The organism is Streptomyces sp. NPDC054849, assembly GCF_053610945.1.
In genome coordinates, this window is record NZ_JBSGZI010000142.1 from 1 (window position 1) to 16,578 (window position 16,578).

The window sequence follows — 16,578 nt, forward strand, 5'->3', positions numbered from 1 at the left end:
GCCCTGTCCGGGGCGGTGGCCGCGTGAGCCCGCAGGAGCCGCCGCGGCGGCGGGTGCCCGGGCCGGCCAGACCACCGCGCCCCGGCGACCGGGCCCGGGCCACCGCCCGCCCGGCCCCGCGCCCGGCGACCCGCCGCCCCGCCGGCCCCCGCACCCCCCACACCATCCGGCTCGGCAGCCCGCGGCCTCGTCTGCGCCTGGTCGGCGTCGGCCTGACCCTCGTCATGCTCGCCTTCGTCGTCCGCCTGCTCCAGGTACAGGCCGTCGACGCCTCGGCCTTCTCCGCCGAGGCCTCCAAGAACCGCTACACCAGGGTCAAGCTGGCCGCGGAACGCGGTGAGATCACCGACCGCAGGGGCGTGGCCCTCGCCACCAGCGTCGACGCGTACGACATCACCGCCGACCCGAAGATGTTCACCCCGCAGGACAGCAAGGCCCCGGACGCCCCCGAGCAGGCCGCCGCCCTCCTCGCGCCCATCCTCGGCAAGGACGCCAAGGAGCTCACGGACCGGCTGAAGACCAGGAACACCCGGTACGTGATCCTCGCCCAGCGCCAGACCCCCCAGGTCTGGAACCAGATCAAGGACCTCAAGCGGGTCTTCGCGGACAAGGCCGCGGCCGACAAGCGGAACAACGGCCCCGGCGCCAACGTCCTCGCCGGCGTGTTCAAGGAGGACAGCAGCAAGCGCGTGTACCCGGGTGGCGACCTGGCCGCCGGGATACTGGGTTACGTCAACGCCGAGGGCAAGGGCGGCGGCGGTCTGGAGTCCGCCCTCGACAAGAAGCTGTCCGGCAAGGACGGTGAGATCACCTACGCCCAGTCCGGCGGCCGTCCCGTCCCCACGGCCGGCTCCAGCGAGAAGCCCGCCGTGCCCGGCGAGGACATCGAGCTGACCATCGACCGGGACATCCAGTGGGCGGCGCAGAGCGCGATCGCCGAGCAGGTCCAGAAGTCCGAGGCCGACCGTGGCTACGTCATCGTCCAGGACACCCTCACCGGCGAGGTGCTGGCCATGGCCAACGCCCCCGGCTTCGACCCCAACGACCTGAGCCGGGCCCGCTCCGCCGCGATGGGCAACGCCGCGCTCCAGGACGTCTACGAGCCCGGCTCCACCGCCAAGGTGATGTCGATGGCCGCCGTGCTGGAAGAGAAGAAGGCCACACCCGACACCCGCGTCGAGGTCCCCAACCGGCTGCACCGAGGCGACCGGCTGTTCAAGGACGACATCGACCACCCGACCTGGTACCTGACCCTCAACGGGGTCCTCGCCAAGTCCTCCAACATCGGCACCATCCTGGCCACCGGCCAGCTCGGACCCACGCAGGCCGAGGCCAACAAGGTCCTCCACTCCTACCTGACCAAGTTCGGCATCGGCCGGCCCACCGGCCTGGGCTACCCCGGCGAGTCCCGCGGCATCCTCGCCGAGCCCCAGGACTGGTCCACATCCCAGCAGTACACGATCCCCTTCGGCCAGGGACTCTCCCTCAACGCCATGCAGGCGGCCTCGGTGTACTCGACCATCGCCAACGGCGGGGTCCGGATCGAGCCGACGCTGGTCCGCGGTACGAAGGGCCCGGACGGTCGCTTCACCCCGGCCCCGGCCCCCGAGCAGAACCGCGTGGTCAGCCCGGAGACCGCCAAGACCCTCGCCGAGATGCTCGAATCCGTGGTCGACGACCAGGAGGGCACCGGCACCAAGGCCCGCATCCCCGGCTACCGGGTCGGCGGCAAGACCGGCACCTCCAACCGGGTGGATCCGGCCACCGGCCGCTACAAGGGCTACACCGCCTCCTTCGCCGGCTTCGCGCCCGCGGACAAGCCGCGCATCACCGTCTACTGCGCCATCCAGAACCCCACGAAGGGCAGTTACTTCGGCGGCCAGATCTGCGGCCCCATCTACAAGAAGGTCATGGAGTTCGCCCTCAAGACCCTTCAGATCGCCCCCACCGGAACCGCCCCCGCCGGGCTCCCGGTCACCTACGAACCCGGCCCGCAGCCCGCCACGCAGCCCGCCCCGCAGCCCAGTCCGCAGCCCGGTCGGTGACCCACCGCCCGCCAGGCCCGCCAGAAAAGCGTGAGGCACCACCAGTGACAACGATCACCCCGAAACCCGGGAACCAGTCGGCCGCCGACGCCGAGGGCGGGCCCTCGCTTCGCGGGCGGCCCGCCGCGCCCGGTACGCTCACCGCCGTGCCCCACGCTGATCAGCCCAGAACCACCCGGAAAGACGCCCCGGCAGTGCCGCCGGGAGCGCCCCGGCCCGTGTCCGTCAGCCCGACCCCGCTGGGCGAGCTGGCCACCCTGCTGGACGTCCCGGCGCCAGGCGCCGCGCAGATCACCGGGATCACGCACGACTCCCGTGCGGTCCGCCCGGGAGACCTGTACGCGGCCCTGCCGGGAGCCAGGACGCACGGCGCCGACTTCGCCGCCCAGGCGGCCGGCCTCGGTGCCGCCGCCGTCCTGACCGACCCCGCGGGCGCAGAGCGCGCCGCCGCGACCGGCCTGCCGGTCCTGGCCGTGGCCGACCCGCGTGGCCGGATGGGAGAGCTCGCCGCCGCGATCTACGGCCGGCCCGGCGAGGACCTGCTCCAGATCGGCATCACCGGCACCTCCGGCAAGACCACCACGGCGTACCTCGTCGAAGGCGGCCTGCGCGCGGCGGGCCGCAGCACCGGACTGGTCGGCACCGTCGAGATGCGCATCGGCGACGAGCGCATCAAGTCCGAGCGGACCACCCCCGAGGCCACCGACCTCCAGGCCCTCTTCGCGGTCATGCGCGAACGCGGGGTCGAGGCCGTGGCCATGGAGGTCTCCAGCCACGCGCTGGTGCTCGGCCGGGTCGACGGCTGCGTCTTCGACGTCGCCGTCTTCAACAACCTGAGCCCGGAGCACATGGAGTTCCACTCCGGCATGGACGACTACTTCCAGGCGAAGGCGGGGCTCTTCACCCCCCGCCGGGCCCGCCTGGGCGTGGTCAACCTCGACGACGAGTACGGACGCCGGCTGGTCAAGGAGGCGACGGTCCCGGTCGTCACCTTCTCCGCCGCGGGCGACCCGGCCGCCGACTGGCGCGCCGAGGACGTGGTGTTCGGACCGGCCGGCTCCACCCTGACCCTGCTGGGCCCCGAAGGACAGCGCGTCCGGGCCGCAGCCCCGCTGCCCGGCCCGTTCAACGTCGCCAACACCGTCGCCGCGATCGTCACGCTCGCCGCCGCCGGCCTCGACCCGCAGACCGCCGCCGACGGCGTCGCCGCGGTCCCCGGGGTCCCCGGCCGGCTGGAGCGGGTGGACGCGGGACAGCCGTACCTCGCCGTCGTCGACTACGCGCACAAGACGGACGCCGTCGAGTCGGTCCTGCGCGCCCTGCGCGAGGTCACCACCGGCAAGCTGCACATCGTGCTGGGCTGCGGCGGCGACCGCGACACCACCAAGCGCGCCCCGATGGGCGCCGCGGCCGCCCGCTTCGCCGACGTGGCCGTCCTGACCTCCGACAACCCGCGCTCCGAGGACCCGCTCGCGATCCTCGCCGCCATGTTCGAAGGTGCCGTGTCGGTACCGCCCTCCGAGCGGGGCACCGTCCTGGTCGACGCCGACCGGGCCTCGGCCATCGCCGCCGCCGTTTCGCTCGCCGGGCCCGGTGACACCGTGCTGGTGGCGGGCAAGGGCCACGAGCAGGGCCAGGACACCGCCGGTGTCGTCCGGCCCTTCGACGACCGCACGGTGCTCCGCGCCGCGATCGAACGCCAAGCGGTGCTCGATCAGACGGCCGCGCTCGATCAAACGATTAAGGTCCGACAGGCCGAGGTGAACCAGTGATCGCCCTTTCCCTCGCCGAGATCGCCGACATCACCGGCGGGCGGCCCCACGACATACCGGATCCGTCCGTCCGGGTCACCGGTCCGGTGGTCTACGACTCCCGCGAGGTCCGGCCGGGCAGCCTGTTCGCCGCCTTCGTCGGCGAGCGGGTCGACGGCCACGACTACGCCGAACGCGCGCTCGCCGCAGGCGCCGTGGGCGTCCTCGCGACGCGGCCCGTCGGCGTCCCGGCCATCGTCGTCCCCGACGTGGTGTCCGCTCTGGGAGCGCTGGCCCGGGCCGTCGTCGCCCGCCTCGGCACCGACGTCGTGGCCCTCACCGGGTCCGCCGGCAAGACCTCCACCAAAGACCTGATCGCACAGGTGCTGCAGCACCACGCGCCGACCGTGTGGACCCCCGGGAACCTCAACAACGAGATCGGCCTGCCGATCACGACGCTGCGCATCACCGAGGAAACGCAGCACCTGGTCCTGGAGATGGGCGCCCGCGGAATCGGCCACATCGCCTACCTCACCGGACTGACGCCCCCGCGGATCGGTCTGGTGCTCAACGTCGGGACCGCGCACATCGGCGAGTTCGGCGGCCGTGAGCAGATCGCGCAGGCCAAGGGGGAGCTGGTCGAGGCGCTGCCGGCCGAGGCGGAAGGCGGTGTAGCCGTCCTCAACGCCGATGACCTGCTGGTTCGTGGCATGGCCGCGCGCACGAAGGCCCGTACGGTGCTCTTCGGTGAGGCCGAGGACGCCGAAATCCGGGCCACCGAAGTCCGGATGACGGACAGGGGGCAGGCTTCCTTCACACTGCACACACCGACCGGGTGCAGCGACGTGACCTTGCGGCTGTACGGTGAGCACCACGTGTCGAACGCGCTCGCCGCGGCCGCCGTCGCCCATGTCCTGGGCATGTCCGTCGAGGAGATCGCCACAGCGCTCTCCGGGGCGGGCACGCTGTCCCGGTGGCGGATGGAGGTCACCGAACGAGCGGACGGTGTGACGATCGTCAACGACGCCTACAACGCGAACCCCGAGTCCATGCGGGCCGCACTGCGCGCGCTCGCCGCAATGGGCGGTGCCGGCAGGGCGAACGGGGGTCGCACGTGGGCGGTGCTCGGCCCGATGGCCGAGCTCGGAGACGACGCGCTCGCCGAGCACGACGCGGTCGGACGACTTGTCGTCCGGCTCAACGTGAGCAAGCTCGTCGCAGTCGGGGGCAGGGAAGCATCCTGGCTGCAGCTGGGCGCATATAACGAGGGTTCGTGGGGTGAGGAGTCGGTGCTCGTGTCCGACGCGCAGGCGGCGGTCGACCTGTTGCGCAGTGAACTGCGCCCGGGTGACGTCGTGCTGGTGAAGGCTTCCAGGTCGGCCGGTCTGGAGCGGGTGGCCCAGGCCCTCCTCGAGGGCACTGTCGAGGGCGAGGTCTCCGGCCGATGAGGCAGATCCTGTTCGCCGGCGTCATCGGCCTGTTCCTGACGCTCATCGGTACTCCGCTGCTGATCAAGCTTCTGGCCCGCAAGGGCTACGGCCAGTTCATCCGCGACGACGGCCCCCGCGGCCACGCCGGGAAGAAGGGCACGCCCACCATGGGCGGCATCTCCTTCATCCTGGCGACGCTCATCGCGTACGCCCTGACGAAGGTCATCACCGGCAGCGAACCGACCTTCTCGGGCCTGCTCGTCCTCTTCCTGATGGCGGGCATGGGCGTGGTCGGCTACCTGGACGACTACATCAAGATCGTCAAGCGCCGCTCGCTGGGTCTGCGGGCCAAGGCCAAGATGTCCGGCCAGCTGATCGTCGGCATCGCCTTCGCGGTGCTCGCGCTCCAGTTCAAGGACTCGCGCGGGCTCACCCCGGCCTCCACCAAGCTGTCGTTCGTGACGGACTTCGGCTGGTCGATCGGCCCGGTGCTGTTCGTCGTCTGGGCCCTGTTCATGATCCTGGCGATGTCGAACGGCGTGAACCTCACCGACGGTCTGGACGGTCTCGCGACCGGCGCCGCCGTGATGGTCTTCGGCGCCTACACCTTCATCGGCGTCTGGCAGTTCCAGGAGTCCTGCGTCAACGCGCAGACCCTGCCCAGCCCCAACGCCTGCTTCGAGGTGCGCGACCCGCTCGACCTCGCCGTGGTCGCCTCCGCCCTGATGGGCGCCTGCTTCGGCTTCCTGTGGTGGAACACCTCGCCCGCCAAGATCTTCATGGGCGACACCGGTTCGCTGGCCCTCGGCGGCGCACTCGCCGGTCTCGCGATCTGCTCCCGCACGGAGTTCCTGATCGCTCTGCTCGGCGGCCTCTTCGTCCTCATCACCATGTCGGTCGTCATCCAGGTCGGTTCCTTCAAGATGACCGGGAAGCGCGTCTTCCGGATGGCCCCGCTGCAGCACCACTTCGAACTCAAGGGGTGGTCCGAAGTCCTTGTGGTGGTCCGCTTCTGGATCATCCAGGGCATGTGCGTGATCGTGGGTCTCGGCATCTTCTACGCGGGATGGGCAGCCGACAAGTGACCGTCTGGCACGACAGGAACATCACCGTCGCCGGTCTCGGCGTGAGCGGCATCAGTGCCGCCCGCGCCCTGGCCGGCCTCGGCGCATCGGTGACCGTGGTCGACGGCGGTGACAGCGAGGGCCACCGGGCCCGGGCCGCCGAACTCGGCGCCCAGGGGATCTCCGTACGCCTGGGGGACGCCGAGACCCTGCCCGAGGGCACGGACCTGGTCGTCACCTCGCCCGGCTGGAAGCCCGACAGCCCGCTCTTCGCGGCCGCCGCGAAGGCCGGCGTCGACGTGGTCGGTGACGTGGAGATCGCCTGGCGGCTTCGCGGCGAGAACGCCGCCCCCTGGCTCGCGATCACCGGTACCAACGGCAAGACCACCACCACCCAGATGCTGGCGTCGATCCTGAAGGCCGCCGGTCTGCGGACCGCCGCCGTCGGCAACATCGGCACCCCGATCATCGACGTGGTGCTCGACGAGGGCGCCTACGACGTGCTCGCCGTCGAACTCTCCAGCTACCAGCTGCACTGGGCGCCCTCGCTGCGCGTCCACTCGGGGGCCGTGCTCAACCTCGCCCCGGACCACCTCGACTGGCACGGCTCGATGCAGGCCTACGCCGCCGACAAGGGCCGGATCTACGAGGGCAACACGGTGGCCTGCGTCTACAACGTCGCCGACCCGGCCACCGAGAAGCTGGTCGAGGGCGCCGACGTCGAAGAGGGCTGCCGGGCGATCGGCTTCACCCTCGGCGCCCCGGGCCCCTCCATGCTCGGCGTCGTCGACGGCATCCTCGTCGACCGGGCCTTCGTGGAGAACCGGCAGAAGAACGCCCAGGAGCTCGCCGAGGTCAAGGACGTCACCCCGCCGGCCCCGCACAACATCGCCAACGCGCTCGCCGCGGCGGCCCTGGCGCGCGCCTTCGGCGTGGAGCCGCGCGCGGTCCGCGACGGGCTGCGCAACTTCCGCCCGGACGCCCACCGGGTCGCCTACGTGGACGAGGTCGGCTCGGTCACCTACATCGACGACTCCAAGGCGACCAACACCCACGCGGCCGAGGCCTCGCTCGCGGCTTTCGAGCCGGTCGTCTGGATCGCCGGCGGCCTCGCCAAGGGCGCGACCTTCGACGAGCTCGTGCAGAAGTCGGCGAAGGGGCTGCGCGGCGCGGTGCTGATCGGCGCCGACCGGGCGCTGATCGCCGAGGCGCTGGCGCGACACGCCCCCGAGGTCCCTGTCGTCGACCTCGACCGGACCGACACTGGGGCGATGCTCGCAGCGGTCCGGGAAGCGGCCGCGCTCGCCGAGCCCGGCGACACGGTCCTGCTGGCACCGGCCTGTGCCTCGATGGACATGTTCGCGAACTACAACAAGCGTGGGGACGCATTCGCCGACGCGGTGCGCGAACTGGCCGCCGGGAGAGCTGCGGACACGGCCTAGGCCGGGGGCTGCGGGACTGGTTCCCTCCGGTCGGCTGCTCGCCTCGTACGAGTGGAGGGGAAGATCACAGATGCCGGCCAAGCAGATGCTGCCGGGGCGGCGGCCTTCCGCCGTGAAGGCGCAGGGCCGCAAACGCCCTGTGGTGCGCGTGAAGCGGCCCGTCGGGCGCGGGCCGCTGGCCCGGCTGCGAACGACGCAGCGGCAGTTGCGCAAGGCCTGGGACCGCCCGCTCACGGCCTATTACCTGATCTTCGGCAGCTCGCTGCTCATCACCGTGCTCGGCCTGGTCATGGTGTACTCGGCCTCCATGATCAAGGCGCTCCAGCTCGGCCTCGGCGACGCCTACTTCTTCAAGAAGCAGTTCCTGGCCGCCCTCATCGGCACCGCACTGCTGCTGATCGCCTCCCGGATGCCGGTCAAGCTGCACCGGGCGCTGTCGTACCCGGTGCTCGCCGGCACGCTCTTCCTCATGGTCCTGGTCCAGGTCCCCGGGATAGGGGTCTCGATCAACGGCAACCAGAACTGGATCTCCCTCGGCGGTCCGTTCATGCTGCAGCCCAGCGAGTTCGGCAAACTGGCACTGATCCTGTGGGGCGCCGACCTGCTGGCGCGCAAGGGCGACAAGGAGCTGCTGAGCCAGTGGAAGCACCTGCTGGTGCCGCTGGTCCCGGTGGCCTTCCTGCTGCTCGGGCTGATCATGCTGGGCGGCGACATGGGTACGGCGATGATCCTCGGCGCCATCCTGTTCGGCCTGCTCTGGCTGGCGGGCGCCCCGACCCGGCTGTTCGTCGGGGTGCTGGCCTTCGCGGGTGCGATCGTCGCAGTGCTCATCAAGACCAGTCCGCACCGGATGGACCGGCTGGAGTGCCTCGGCGCGACAGAACCGGGCAAGAACGACCTTTGCTGGCAGGCCGTCCACGGGATCTACGCCCTCGCTTCTGGCGGATGGTTCGGTTCCGGTTTGGGTGCAAGTGTGGAAAAATGGGGGCAACTACCCGAAGCCCACACCGACTTCATCTTCGCCATCACCGGGGAGGAACTGGGTCTGGCGGGGACGCTGTCGGTGCTCGCCCTGTTCGCGGCTCTAGGCTATGCGGGTATCCGCGTGGCCGGACGCACGGAGGATTCCTTCGTACGGTTTGCCGCGGGAGGCGTGACCACCTGGATCACGGCCCAGGCCGTGATCAACATCGGTGCGGTGCTCGGCCTGCTGCCGATCGCCGGAGTCCCGCTCCCGCTGTTCTCCTACGGAGGGTCAGCCCTGCTGCCGACGATGTTCGCGGTCGGACTGCTCATCGCCTTCGCGCGTGAGGAGCCGGCGGCGCGCGCGGCCCTCGCGATGCGCCAGCCGAAGACCGGCTGGAGGCGGACCGTGGTGAGATGGAAGTCGATGAGACGGCGCGTCAAGAAGCGTCCGTCCGGAGAGCGGTGAATTTCGGTGCATGTCGTACTCGCCGGTGGGGGGACCGCCGGCCACATCGAGCCGGCGCTCGCCCTCGCGGACGCCCTGCGCAGGCAGGACCCTTCAGTGGGCATCACCGCCCTCGGCACGGAGCGCGGACTTGAGACCCGCCTCGTGCCGGAACGCGGTTACGAGCTGGGCCTGATCCCGGCCGTGCCGCTGCCCCGCAAGCCCACCCCGGAACTGATCACCGTTCCCGGGCGGCTGCGCGGCACCATCAAGGCCGCGGAGGAGATCCTGCTGCGCACCAAGGCCGACTGCGTCGTCGGCTTCGGCGGCTACGTGGCCCTGCCCGGCTATCTCGCGGCCAAGCGGCTCGGGGTGCCGATCATCGTCCACGAGGCCAACGCCCGGCCCGGACTGGCCAACAAGATCGGCTCCCGGTACGCGCACGCCGTCGCGGTCTCCACCCCCGACAGCAAGCTGCGCGGCGCCCGCTACGTGGGCATCCCGCTGCGCCGCTCGATCTCCACCCTCGACCGGGCCGCGGTCCGCCCGGAGGCGCGCGCCGCCTTCGGCCTGGACCCCAACCTGCCCACGCTGCTGGTCTCCGGCGGCTCGCAGGGCGCCCGCCGCCTCAACGAGACCATCCAGCAGGTCGCTCCGACCCTCCAGCGCTCCGGGGTCCAGATCCTGCACGCGGTCGGGCCGAAGAACGAACTGCCGCGTGTCGACAACATGCCCGGGATGCCGCCGTATGTGCCGGTACCGTACGTGGACCGGATGGATCTCGCGTACGCCGCCGCCGACATGATGCTGTGCCGGGCGGGCGCGATGACCGTCGCCGAACTCTCCGCCGTCGGGCTCCCCGCCGCCTACGTCCCGCTGCCGATCGGCAACGGCGAACAGCGGCTCAACGCCCAGCCGGTGGTCAAGGCCGGCGGCGGCCTGCTCGTGGACGACGCGGAACTGACGCCCGAGTGGGTGCTCAGCCAGGTCCTCCCGGTGCTGTCCGACCCGCACCGCCTGTACGAGATGTCCCGCGCCGCCGGTGAGTTCGGCCGCAGGGACGCCGACGACCTGCTGGTCGCCATGGTGTACGAGGCGGTCGCGGCCCACCGGTCCCGCTGAGGCGGGACAGCGCAGACGCAGGAGGCACAGGAGTGGCCGGAGCGAAGACCGCACAGCGCGGGTCACCGTTTTCTGATCGGTCCGGCCGCTCCGCCCGCAAGGGCGCCGGCTCTCCCAGGCCTCCCAGGCCTCCCAAGCCGCCCAAGCCCCAGAAGGCCGTGACGAGATCCGGCCCGCCGGGTCCCGGCGCGCACCTGCGCCGGGGCCCCGTGCTGGCCTCCCTGGCCGCCGCGGTGCTCCTCGCGGCGGGCGGGACCTGGGTGCTCTACGGCTCCTCCTGGCTCCGCGTCGAGAAGGTCACGGCGGCCGGCACGGACGTGCTCACCCCCGAGCAGGTCCTCGCCGCCGCGGCGGTCCCCGTCGGCGCGCCCCTGGTGGGCATCGACACCGACGAGATCGAGGGCCGGGTCCGCGGCCGGCTGCCCCGCATCGATTCGGTCGATGTGGTGCGGGCCTGGCCGCATGGAATCGGGCTGAAAGTGACGGAACGCAAACCCGTCCTGCTCATCAAAAAGGACGCCAACTTCGTGGAAGTGGACGCTTCGGGTGTGCGATTCGACACGGTTCCGAAAGCACCCGCGGGTGTTCCGGTCCTTGAATTGAACGCGGGGCGGTCCCCGAGCGCCCGCCGCTTCGACGAGGAACGGCTGCTGCACGAGGCCGTAGGCGTCGCGGGAGCCCTCCCGGAGCCGATCGCCAGGGAAACCGTGCAGGTCAAGATGGGTTCCTACGATTCGGTCGTGCTGGAGCTCACCGGAGGGCGGTCCGTGACGTGGGGGAGCGGTGAACAGAGCGAGGCGAAGGGTCGCGCGCTGACCGCTTTGCTGAAAGCCGCACCCGGGTCCCGTCACTTCGACGTGAGCGTCCCCACCGCCCCTGCTGCGGCCGGGAGTTGACGTCGGGTCGAACAGCGACGCACCCTGGTTGGCCAGCGATACGGGTGATCACATAGGGTGAAAAGAAAAACGGGAGGTTCGGCGTGTTCGTTGAACACGCGCTACTTGTCGACTTAGTGTCCTGTTCGGAAGAGTCCAAGGAACAGACACACCCCTAACCCTAAACTTCAGGGTGAGGGTTCGGGTCGGCGCGTTCGGACCGTCCCTATTTCGGCATCAGTCGTCGCAACGCAGGCCCGCGAGGCGGCGACACGTAACTCGAGGCGAGAGGCCTTCGACGTGGCAGCACCGCAGAACTACCTCGCAGTCATCAAGGTCATCGGTGTCGGCGGCGGTGGTGTCAATGCCATCAACCGAATGATCGAGGTCGGTCTCAAGGGCGTCGAGTTCATCGCCATCAACACGGACGCCCAGGCGCTGTTGATGAGCGACGCCGACGTCAAGCTCGACGTCGGCCGTGAACTCACCCGGGGCCTCGGCGCCGGCGCCAACCCGGCCGTCGGCCGCAAGGCGGCAGAGGACCACCGCGAGGAGATCGAGGAGGTCCTCAAGGGGGCCGACATGGTCTTCGTCACCGCCGGTGAAGGCGGCGGCACCGGCACTGGCGGCGCACCCGTCGTCGCCAACATCGCGCGCTCGCTGGGTGCCCTGACGATCGGTGTGGTCACGCGGCCGTTCACCTTCGAGGGCCGGCGCCGCGCGAACCAGGCGGAGGACGGCATCGCCGAGCTCCGCGAAGAGGTCGACACCCTCATCGTCATCCCCAACGACCGACTGCTGTCCATCTCGGACCGCCAGGTCAGCGTGCTCGACGCCTTCAAGTCGGCCGACCAGGTCCTGCTCTCGGGCGTCCAGGGCATCACCGACCTCATCACCACCCCGGGTCTGATCAACCTCGACTTCGCCGACGTCAAGTCCGTGATGTCCGAGGCCGGCTCGGCCCTGATGGGCATCGGCTCGGCCCGCGGCGACGACCGCGCGGTGGCCGCGGCCGAGATGGCGATCTCCTCGCCGCTGCTGGAGGCGTCCATCGACGGCGCCCGTGGCGTACTGCTCTCCATCTCCGGCGGCTCGGACCTCGGTCTCTTCGAGATCAACGAGGCCGCGCAGCTGGTGAGCGAAGCCGCGCACCCCGAGGCGAACATCATCTTCGGTGCCGTCATCGACGACGCGCTCGGCGACGAGGTGCGGGTCACCGTCATCGCAGCCGGGTTCGACGGCGGACAGCCCCCGGCCCGCCGGGACAACGTCATCGGCGCCGCGTCCACGAAGCGCGAGGAGCCGGCCCCGGTCCGCGCCGCCGAGCCGGCCCGCCCGGCCTTCGGCGGACTCGGCACGGTCACCCCGCGCGAGGACCCCCCGGCTCCGGTCGAGCCGGCCCCGGCCGAGGCCCAGGCCCCCGCGCCGCAGGTCCCCACGGCCCGGCCGTACCAGGACAGCCCGGCCGAGGAACTGGATGTCCCGGACTTCTTGAAGTGACACCGGAGCAGCACCACGTGGGCGGCGCCCACTTCGCCTTCACCGACCGGTGGGGCGGAGTGAGCGCCGTTCCGTACGAAGAGCTCAACCTCGGCGGCGCGGTCGGAGACGACCCGGCCGCCGTTCGCGCGAACCGGGCACTGGCGGCGCGGTCCCTGGGACTCGCCCCGGACCGTGTGGTCTGGATGAACCAGGTGCACGGCCGGGACATGGCGGTGGTGGACGGGCCCTGGGGTCCGGACGCCGAGGTCCCGGCGGTGGACGCGGTGGTGACCGCCCGCCGGGGGCTCGCCCTCGCGGTGCTCACCGCCGACTGCACGCCGGTCCTGCTGGCGGACCCCGTCGCCGGGGTCGCGGGTGCCGCCCACGCCGGGCGGCCCGGACTGGTCGCCGGGGTGGTGCCCGCCGCCGTCGAGGCGATGGTCGCCCTCGGAGCCGAGCCGGGGCGGATCGTCGCCCGGACCGGACCGGCGGTCTGCGGACTCTGCTACGAGGTGCCGGCCGAGATGCGGGAGGCGGTGGCCGAAGCGGTGCCCGCCGCCCGGGCCGAGACCAGGTGGGGGACACCGGCGGTCGACGTGGTCGCGGGAGTGCACGCCCAGCTCACGGAGGCGGGGGTGGTGGACGGTCGCCGTTCCCCGGTCTGCACACTGGAGTCGCGGGACCACTTCTCGTACCGCCGCGACCGGGTGACCGGGCGGCTTGCCGGATATGTCTGGTTGGACTGAGGAATGACGGATCGTAAGTCGGAGCTCGCCGAGAACCTGGCGCGGGTGGAGGGGCGTATCTCGTCCGCCTGCGCGGCGGCGGGCCGCAAGCGGGAAGAGGTGACGCTCATCGTGGTCACCAAGACGTATCCCGCGAGCGACGTACGACTGCTGGCGGAGCTGGGTGTCCGTCATGTTGCGGAGAATCGCGACCAGGATGCCGCCCCCAAGGCCGCGGCCTGCGCGGATCTGCCTCTCAGCTGGCACTTCGTCGGCCAGTTGCAGACGAACAAAGTCCGTTCGGTGGCGGGATACGCGCATGTGGTGCAGTCGGTCGACCGCCCCAGGCTCGTGACCGCGCTCTCGGCCGCCGCCGCCGGTGCCGGCCGGGAGATCGGCTGCCTCGTGCAGATCGCCCTCGACGCCGAGTCGGGGGAGCGCGGGGCCCGCGGCGGCGCGGCGCCGGAGCAGCTCTCGGAGTTGGCGGACCTCATCGCCGGAGCGCCGGGACTGCGGATCGACGGGCTGATGACCGTCGCTCCGCTGGCCGGCCCCTACGCGGGGCGCGAACAGGCCGCTTTCGAGCGGCTGGTGGAATTGTCATCCCGCATGCGCGCGGACCATCCGGCTGCCACGATGGTGTCGGCCGGGATGAGCGCAGACCTGGAACAGGCCGTGGCGGCCGGTGCGACACATGTACGCGTCGGCACTGCGGTACTCGGCGCGAGACCCCGGCTCGGGTAACGTCGCGAAGAAAGTCGGACCACAGCAGAAAATATGGTCATTCCCGCCGATGAGCGGGCAGACCACGTGGATCGCGGGCAGTTGGTGACATTCGTGACACGGCGGCACCTGCGACAGGGCGATCCACCACAGAGCGGAGGACTCGGAGAATGGCCGGCGCGATGCGCAAGATGGCGGTCTACCTCGGCCTCGTGGAGGACGACCGGTACGACAACCCGGGGTACGACCCCGACGACGAGTTCGAGCCCGAGCCGGAGATGGAGCGGGCTCGGGAGCGGGATCGCCGACAGCAGCCCGTGCACCAAGCGCCCGTACCGGACGAACCGGTACGAGTCGTACAGCCGCCGGCTCAGCGGGAACCCATCCCAATTCCGGTGGAAAGCGGACGTCCTGCGCGAATTGCCCCCGTGGCATCCATCACACCTGATCGCACGAACCTGGAGAAGAACGCCCCCGTGATCATGCCCAAGGTCGTCTCCGAGCGGGAGCCGTACCGCATCACGACGCTGCACCCCCGGACCTACAACGAGGCCCGTACCATCGGGGAACACTTCCGTGAGGGCACTCCGGTGATCATGAATCTCACGGAGATGGACGACACGGATGCGAAGCGTCTCGTGGACTTCGCAGCCGGTCTCGTCTTCGGCCTGCACGGCAGTATTGAACGCGTGACACAGAAGGTGTTCCTGCTGTCGCCTGCTAACGTCGATGTCACGGCGGAGGACAAGGCTCGCATCGCGGAGGGCGGGTTCTTCAACCAAAGCTAGACCGATCCGTCAGATACGGGACCGGGAACAGAGCGGGAAACGGGGAGAGGGAAGCGCGAGATGGGCGTCGCACTAGAGGTTGTCTACATCGCGCTGATGTGCTTCCTCATCGTGCTGATCTTTCGACTGGTCATGGACTACGTGTTCCAGTTCGCACGTTCATGGACACCCGGCAAGGCGATGGTGGTCGTCCTGGAGGCCACCTACACTCTTACCGATCCACCGCTCAAGCTTCTTCGGCGGTTCATCCCGCCGTTGCGTCTCGGGGGCGTGGCACTCGACCTGTCCTTCTTCGTTCTGATGATCATCGTTTACATCCTCATCAGCTTCGTGAGCAGCGCTGCGAGAAGCGTGTGAGCGATGAACTTCTCCGCGCGCGCGGGGACAGTCCCGATACGGTCTTGCCGACTGCCGACGACTACGTAGAGGTGAAGAAGACATGCCGCTGACTCCCGAGGACGTGCGGAACAAGCAGTTCACGACCGTCCGCCTCCGAGAGGGCTATGACGAGGACGAGGTCGATGCCTTCCTCGACGAGGTCGAGTCCGAACTGACGCGCCTGCTGCGCGAGAACGAGGACCTGCGCGCCAAGCTGGCCGCCGCCACGCGTGCCGCTGCGCAGAACCAGCAGCAGCAGGGCATGCGCAAGCCGGAACCCCAGGACCAGCGCGGCCCCGGCGCCCCCGTGCCCGCGGCCATATCCGGCCCGCCGCAGCAGCAGCAGATGGGCCCGCCCCAGCTGCCGGGCGGCCAGCCGCAGCTGCCCCCCGGCCCCGGCGGACACGGACCGCAGGGTCCGGGCCCGATGGGCGGCCCCATGCAGCAGCACCCCATGGGCGGACCGCAGGGCATGGGCCAGCAGCCCATGGGCCAGCAGCAGCAGTCGATGGGTGGCCAGAACCCGCTCGGCCAGCAGATGCAGCCCATGGGGCAGCAGATGCAGCAGATGGGGCAGCAGATGCAGCCCATGGGCCAGCAGATGCACCAGCAGCAGCCGCAGCTTCCGCAGCAGGGCCCCGGTGGCGACAGCGCCGCCCGCGTCCTCTCGCTGGCACAGCAGACCGCGGACCAGGCGATCGCGGAGGCCCGCTCCGAGGCCAACAAGATCGTCGGCGAGGCCCGGTCGCGCGCCGAGGGCCTGGAGCGGGACGCCCGCGCCAAGGCCGACGCGCTGGAGCGGGACGCGCAGGAGAAGCACCGCGTCGCGATGGGCTCCCTGGAGTCCGCCCGCGCCACGCTGGAGCGCAAGGTCGAGGACCTGCGCGGCTTCGAGCGCGAGTACCGTACGCGTCTGAAGTCCTACCTTGAGTCGCAGCTGCGCCAGCTGGAGACCCAGGCCGACGACTCCCTGGCCCCGCCGCGCAACCCGGGCGCCCCGTCGCTGCCGCCGTCGCCGTCGCCTTCGATGGCCCCGGCCGGTGCGATGGGACACTCGATGGGCGGTCCCTCGATGGGTGGTCCCTCGATGGGTGGTCCGTCCCCCATGGGCGGCCCCTCCTCGATGGGCGCGGGCCCGTCCTACGGCGGCCAGCAGCAGATGTCCCCGGCGATGACCCAGCCGATGGCTCCGGTGCGGCCGGCTGCGCCGCAGCCGATGCAGGCGCCGTCGCCGATGCGGGGCTTTCTGATCGACGAGGACGACAACTAGGCGCCGCCGCCGTTTCTGCGGTCGGCAGCCGCTCTACGGGCCGGGCCCGAGGTTCCACGGAACCTCGGGCCC

At 70.9% G+C, this 16,578-nt stretch carries 14 protein-coding genes; all 14 read left to right on the top strand.

The window, feature by feature from the left end:
* Window positions 1-23: 23 nt before the first annotated feature.
* The 14 genes from ACWGIF_RS35490 to ACWGIF_RS35555 all read left to right on the top strand — a co-directional run bounded on the left by ACWGIF_RS35490 (window position 24) and on the right by ACWGIF_RS35555 (window position 16,506).
* Window positions 24-2,045, top strand: a complete 2,022-nt coding sequence (locus ACWGIF_RS35490) for a peptidoglycan D,D-transpeptidase FtsI family protein (protein ID WP_453503728.1) — start codon at window positions 24-26, stop codon at window positions 2,043-2,045.
* 44 nt (window positions 2,046-2,089) lie between these two features.
* Window positions 2,090-3,817 (top strand): UDP-N-acetylmuramoyl-L-alanyl-D-glutamate--2,6-diaminopimelate ligase, encoded by a 1,728-nt coding sequence (locus tag ACWGIF_RS35495; RefSeq protein ID WP_453503706.1) that lies wholly within the window; start codon window positions 2,090-2,092, stop codon window positions 3,815-3,817.
* Window positions 3,814-5,244: a UDP-N-acetylmuramoyl-tripeptide--D-alanyl-D-alanine ligase gene (locus tag ACWGIF_RS35500; RefSeq protein ID WP_453503708.1), complete on the top strand. Its 1,431-nt coding sequence runs from the start codon at window positions 3,814-3,816 to the stop codon at window positions 5,242-5,244. Before ACWGIF_RS35495 ends, ACWGIF_RS35500 begins: the two co-directional genes overlap by 4 nt.
* A complete protein-coding gene (mraY, locus tag ACWGIF_RS35505; RefSeq protein WP_453503710.1) occupies window positions 5,241-6,311 on the top strand; it encodes a phospho-N-acetylmuramoyl-pentapeptide-transferase in 1,071 nt (356 codons plus the stop codon). Before ACWGIF_RS35500 ends, mraY begins: the two co-directional genes overlap by 4 nt.
* Window positions 6,293-7,732, top strand: a complete 1,440-nt coding sequence (gene murD / locus ACWGIF_RS35510; protein ID WP_453503712.1) for a UDP-N-acetylmuramoyl-L-alanine--D-glutamate ligase — start codon at window positions 6,293-6,295, stop codon at window positions 7,730-7,732. The genes mraY and murD overlap by 19 nt, the downstream gene beginning before the upstream one ends.
* Window positions 7,733-7,802: 70 nt before the next feature.
* Complete coding sequence (ftsW, locus tag ACWGIF_RS35515) at window positions 7,803-9,164, top strand: putative lipid II flippase FtsW (RefSeq protein WP_453503713.1); 1,362 nt, start codon at window positions 7,803-7,805, stop codon at window positions 9,162-9,164.
* Between the two features lie 6 nt (window positions 9,165-9,170).
* Entirely contained in the window at window positions 9,171-10,265 is a 1,095-nt protein-coding gene (gene murG / locus ACWGIF_RS35520) for an undecaprenyldiphospho-muramoylpentapeptide beta-N-acetylglucosaminyltransferase (RefSeq protein ID WP_453503714.1), read from the top strand.
* Between the two features lie 32 nt (window positions 10,266-10,297).
* Window positions 10,298-11,161 (top strand): cell division protein FtsQ/DivIB, encoded by an 864-nt coding sequence (locus tag ACWGIF_RS35525; protein ID WP_453503716.1) that lies wholly within the window; start codon window positions 10,298-10,300, stop codon window positions 11,159-11,161.
* Between the two features lie 279 nt (window positions 11,162-11,440).
* Window positions 11,441-12,640, top strand: a complete 1,200-nt coding sequence (gene ftsZ, locus ACWGIF_RS35530; protein ID WP_453503718.1) for a cell division protein FtsZ — start codon at window positions 11,441-11,443, stop codon at window positions 12,638-12,640.
* A complete protein-coding gene (pgeF, locus tag ACWGIF_RS35535; protein WP_453503719.1) occupies window positions 12,637-13,368 on the top strand; it encodes a peptidoglycan editing factor PgeF in 732 nt (243 codons plus the stop codon). Before ftsZ ends, pgeF begins: the two co-directional genes overlap by 4 nt.
* 3 nt (window positions 13,369-13,371) lie before the next feature.
* The gene (locus tag ACWGIF_RS35540; RefSeq protein ID WP_453503721.1) at window positions 13,372-14,091 is read left to right on the top strand and encodes a YggS family pyridoxal phosphate-dependent enzyme; all 720 of its coding nucleotides are present in this window, start codon (window positions 13,372-13,374) and stop codon (window positions 14,089-14,091) included.
* A gap of 149 nt (window positions 14,092-14,240) precedes the next feature.
* Window positions 14,241-14,858: a cell division protein SepF gene (locus tag ACWGIF_RS35545; RefSeq protein WP_453503723.1), complete on the top strand. Its 618-nt coding sequence runs from the start codon at window positions 14,241-14,243 to the stop codon at window positions 14,856-14,858.
* Window positions 14,859-14,918: 60 nt separating this feature from the next.
* Window positions 14,919-15,215, top strand: a complete 297-nt coding sequence (locus ACWGIF_RS35550) for a YggT family protein (protein WP_453503724.1) — start codon at window positions 14,919-14,921, stop codon at window positions 15,213-15,215.
* A gap of 82 nt (window positions 15,216-15,297) precedes the next feature.
* Window positions 15,298-16,506 carry a DivIVA domain-containing protein gene (locus ACWGIF_RS35555; RefSeq protein WP_453503726.1) on the top strand — a complete coding sequence of 403 codons (1,209 nt, stop codon included), beginning with the start codon at window positions 15,298-15,300 and terminating at the stop codon, window positions 16,504-16,506.
* Window positions 16,507-16,578: the final 72 nt, after the last annotated feature.

Coding starts and splice junctions, on each gene's coding strand:
- mraY (WP_453503710.1), top strand. CDS start 5,241: ATGAGGCAGATCCTGTTCGCCGGCGTCATCGGCCTGTTCCTGACGCTC.
- murD (WP_453503712.1), top strand. CDS start 6,293: ATGGGCAGCCGACAAGTGACCGTCTGGCACGACAGGAACATCACCGTC.
- ftsW (WP_453503713.1), top strand. CDS start 7,803: ATGCCGGCCAAGCAGATGCTGCCGGGGCGGCGGCCTTCCGCCGTGAAG.
- ACWGIF_RS35540 (WP_453503721.1), top strand. CDS start 13,372: ATGACGGATCGTAAGTCGGAGCTCGCCGAGAACCTGGCGCGGGTGGAG.
- ACWGIF_RS35545 (WP_453503723.1), top strand. CDS start 14,241: ATGGCCGGCGCGATGCGCAAGATGGCGGTCTACCTCGGCCTCGTGGAG.
- ACWGIF_RS35550 (WP_453503724.1), top strand. CDS start 14,919: ATGGGCGTCGCACTAGAGGTTGTCTACATCGCGCTGATGTGCTTCCTC.
- ACWGIF_RS35555 (WP_453503726.1), top strand. CDS start 15,298: ATGCCGCTGACTCCCGAGGACGTGCGGAACAAGCAGTTCACGACCGTC.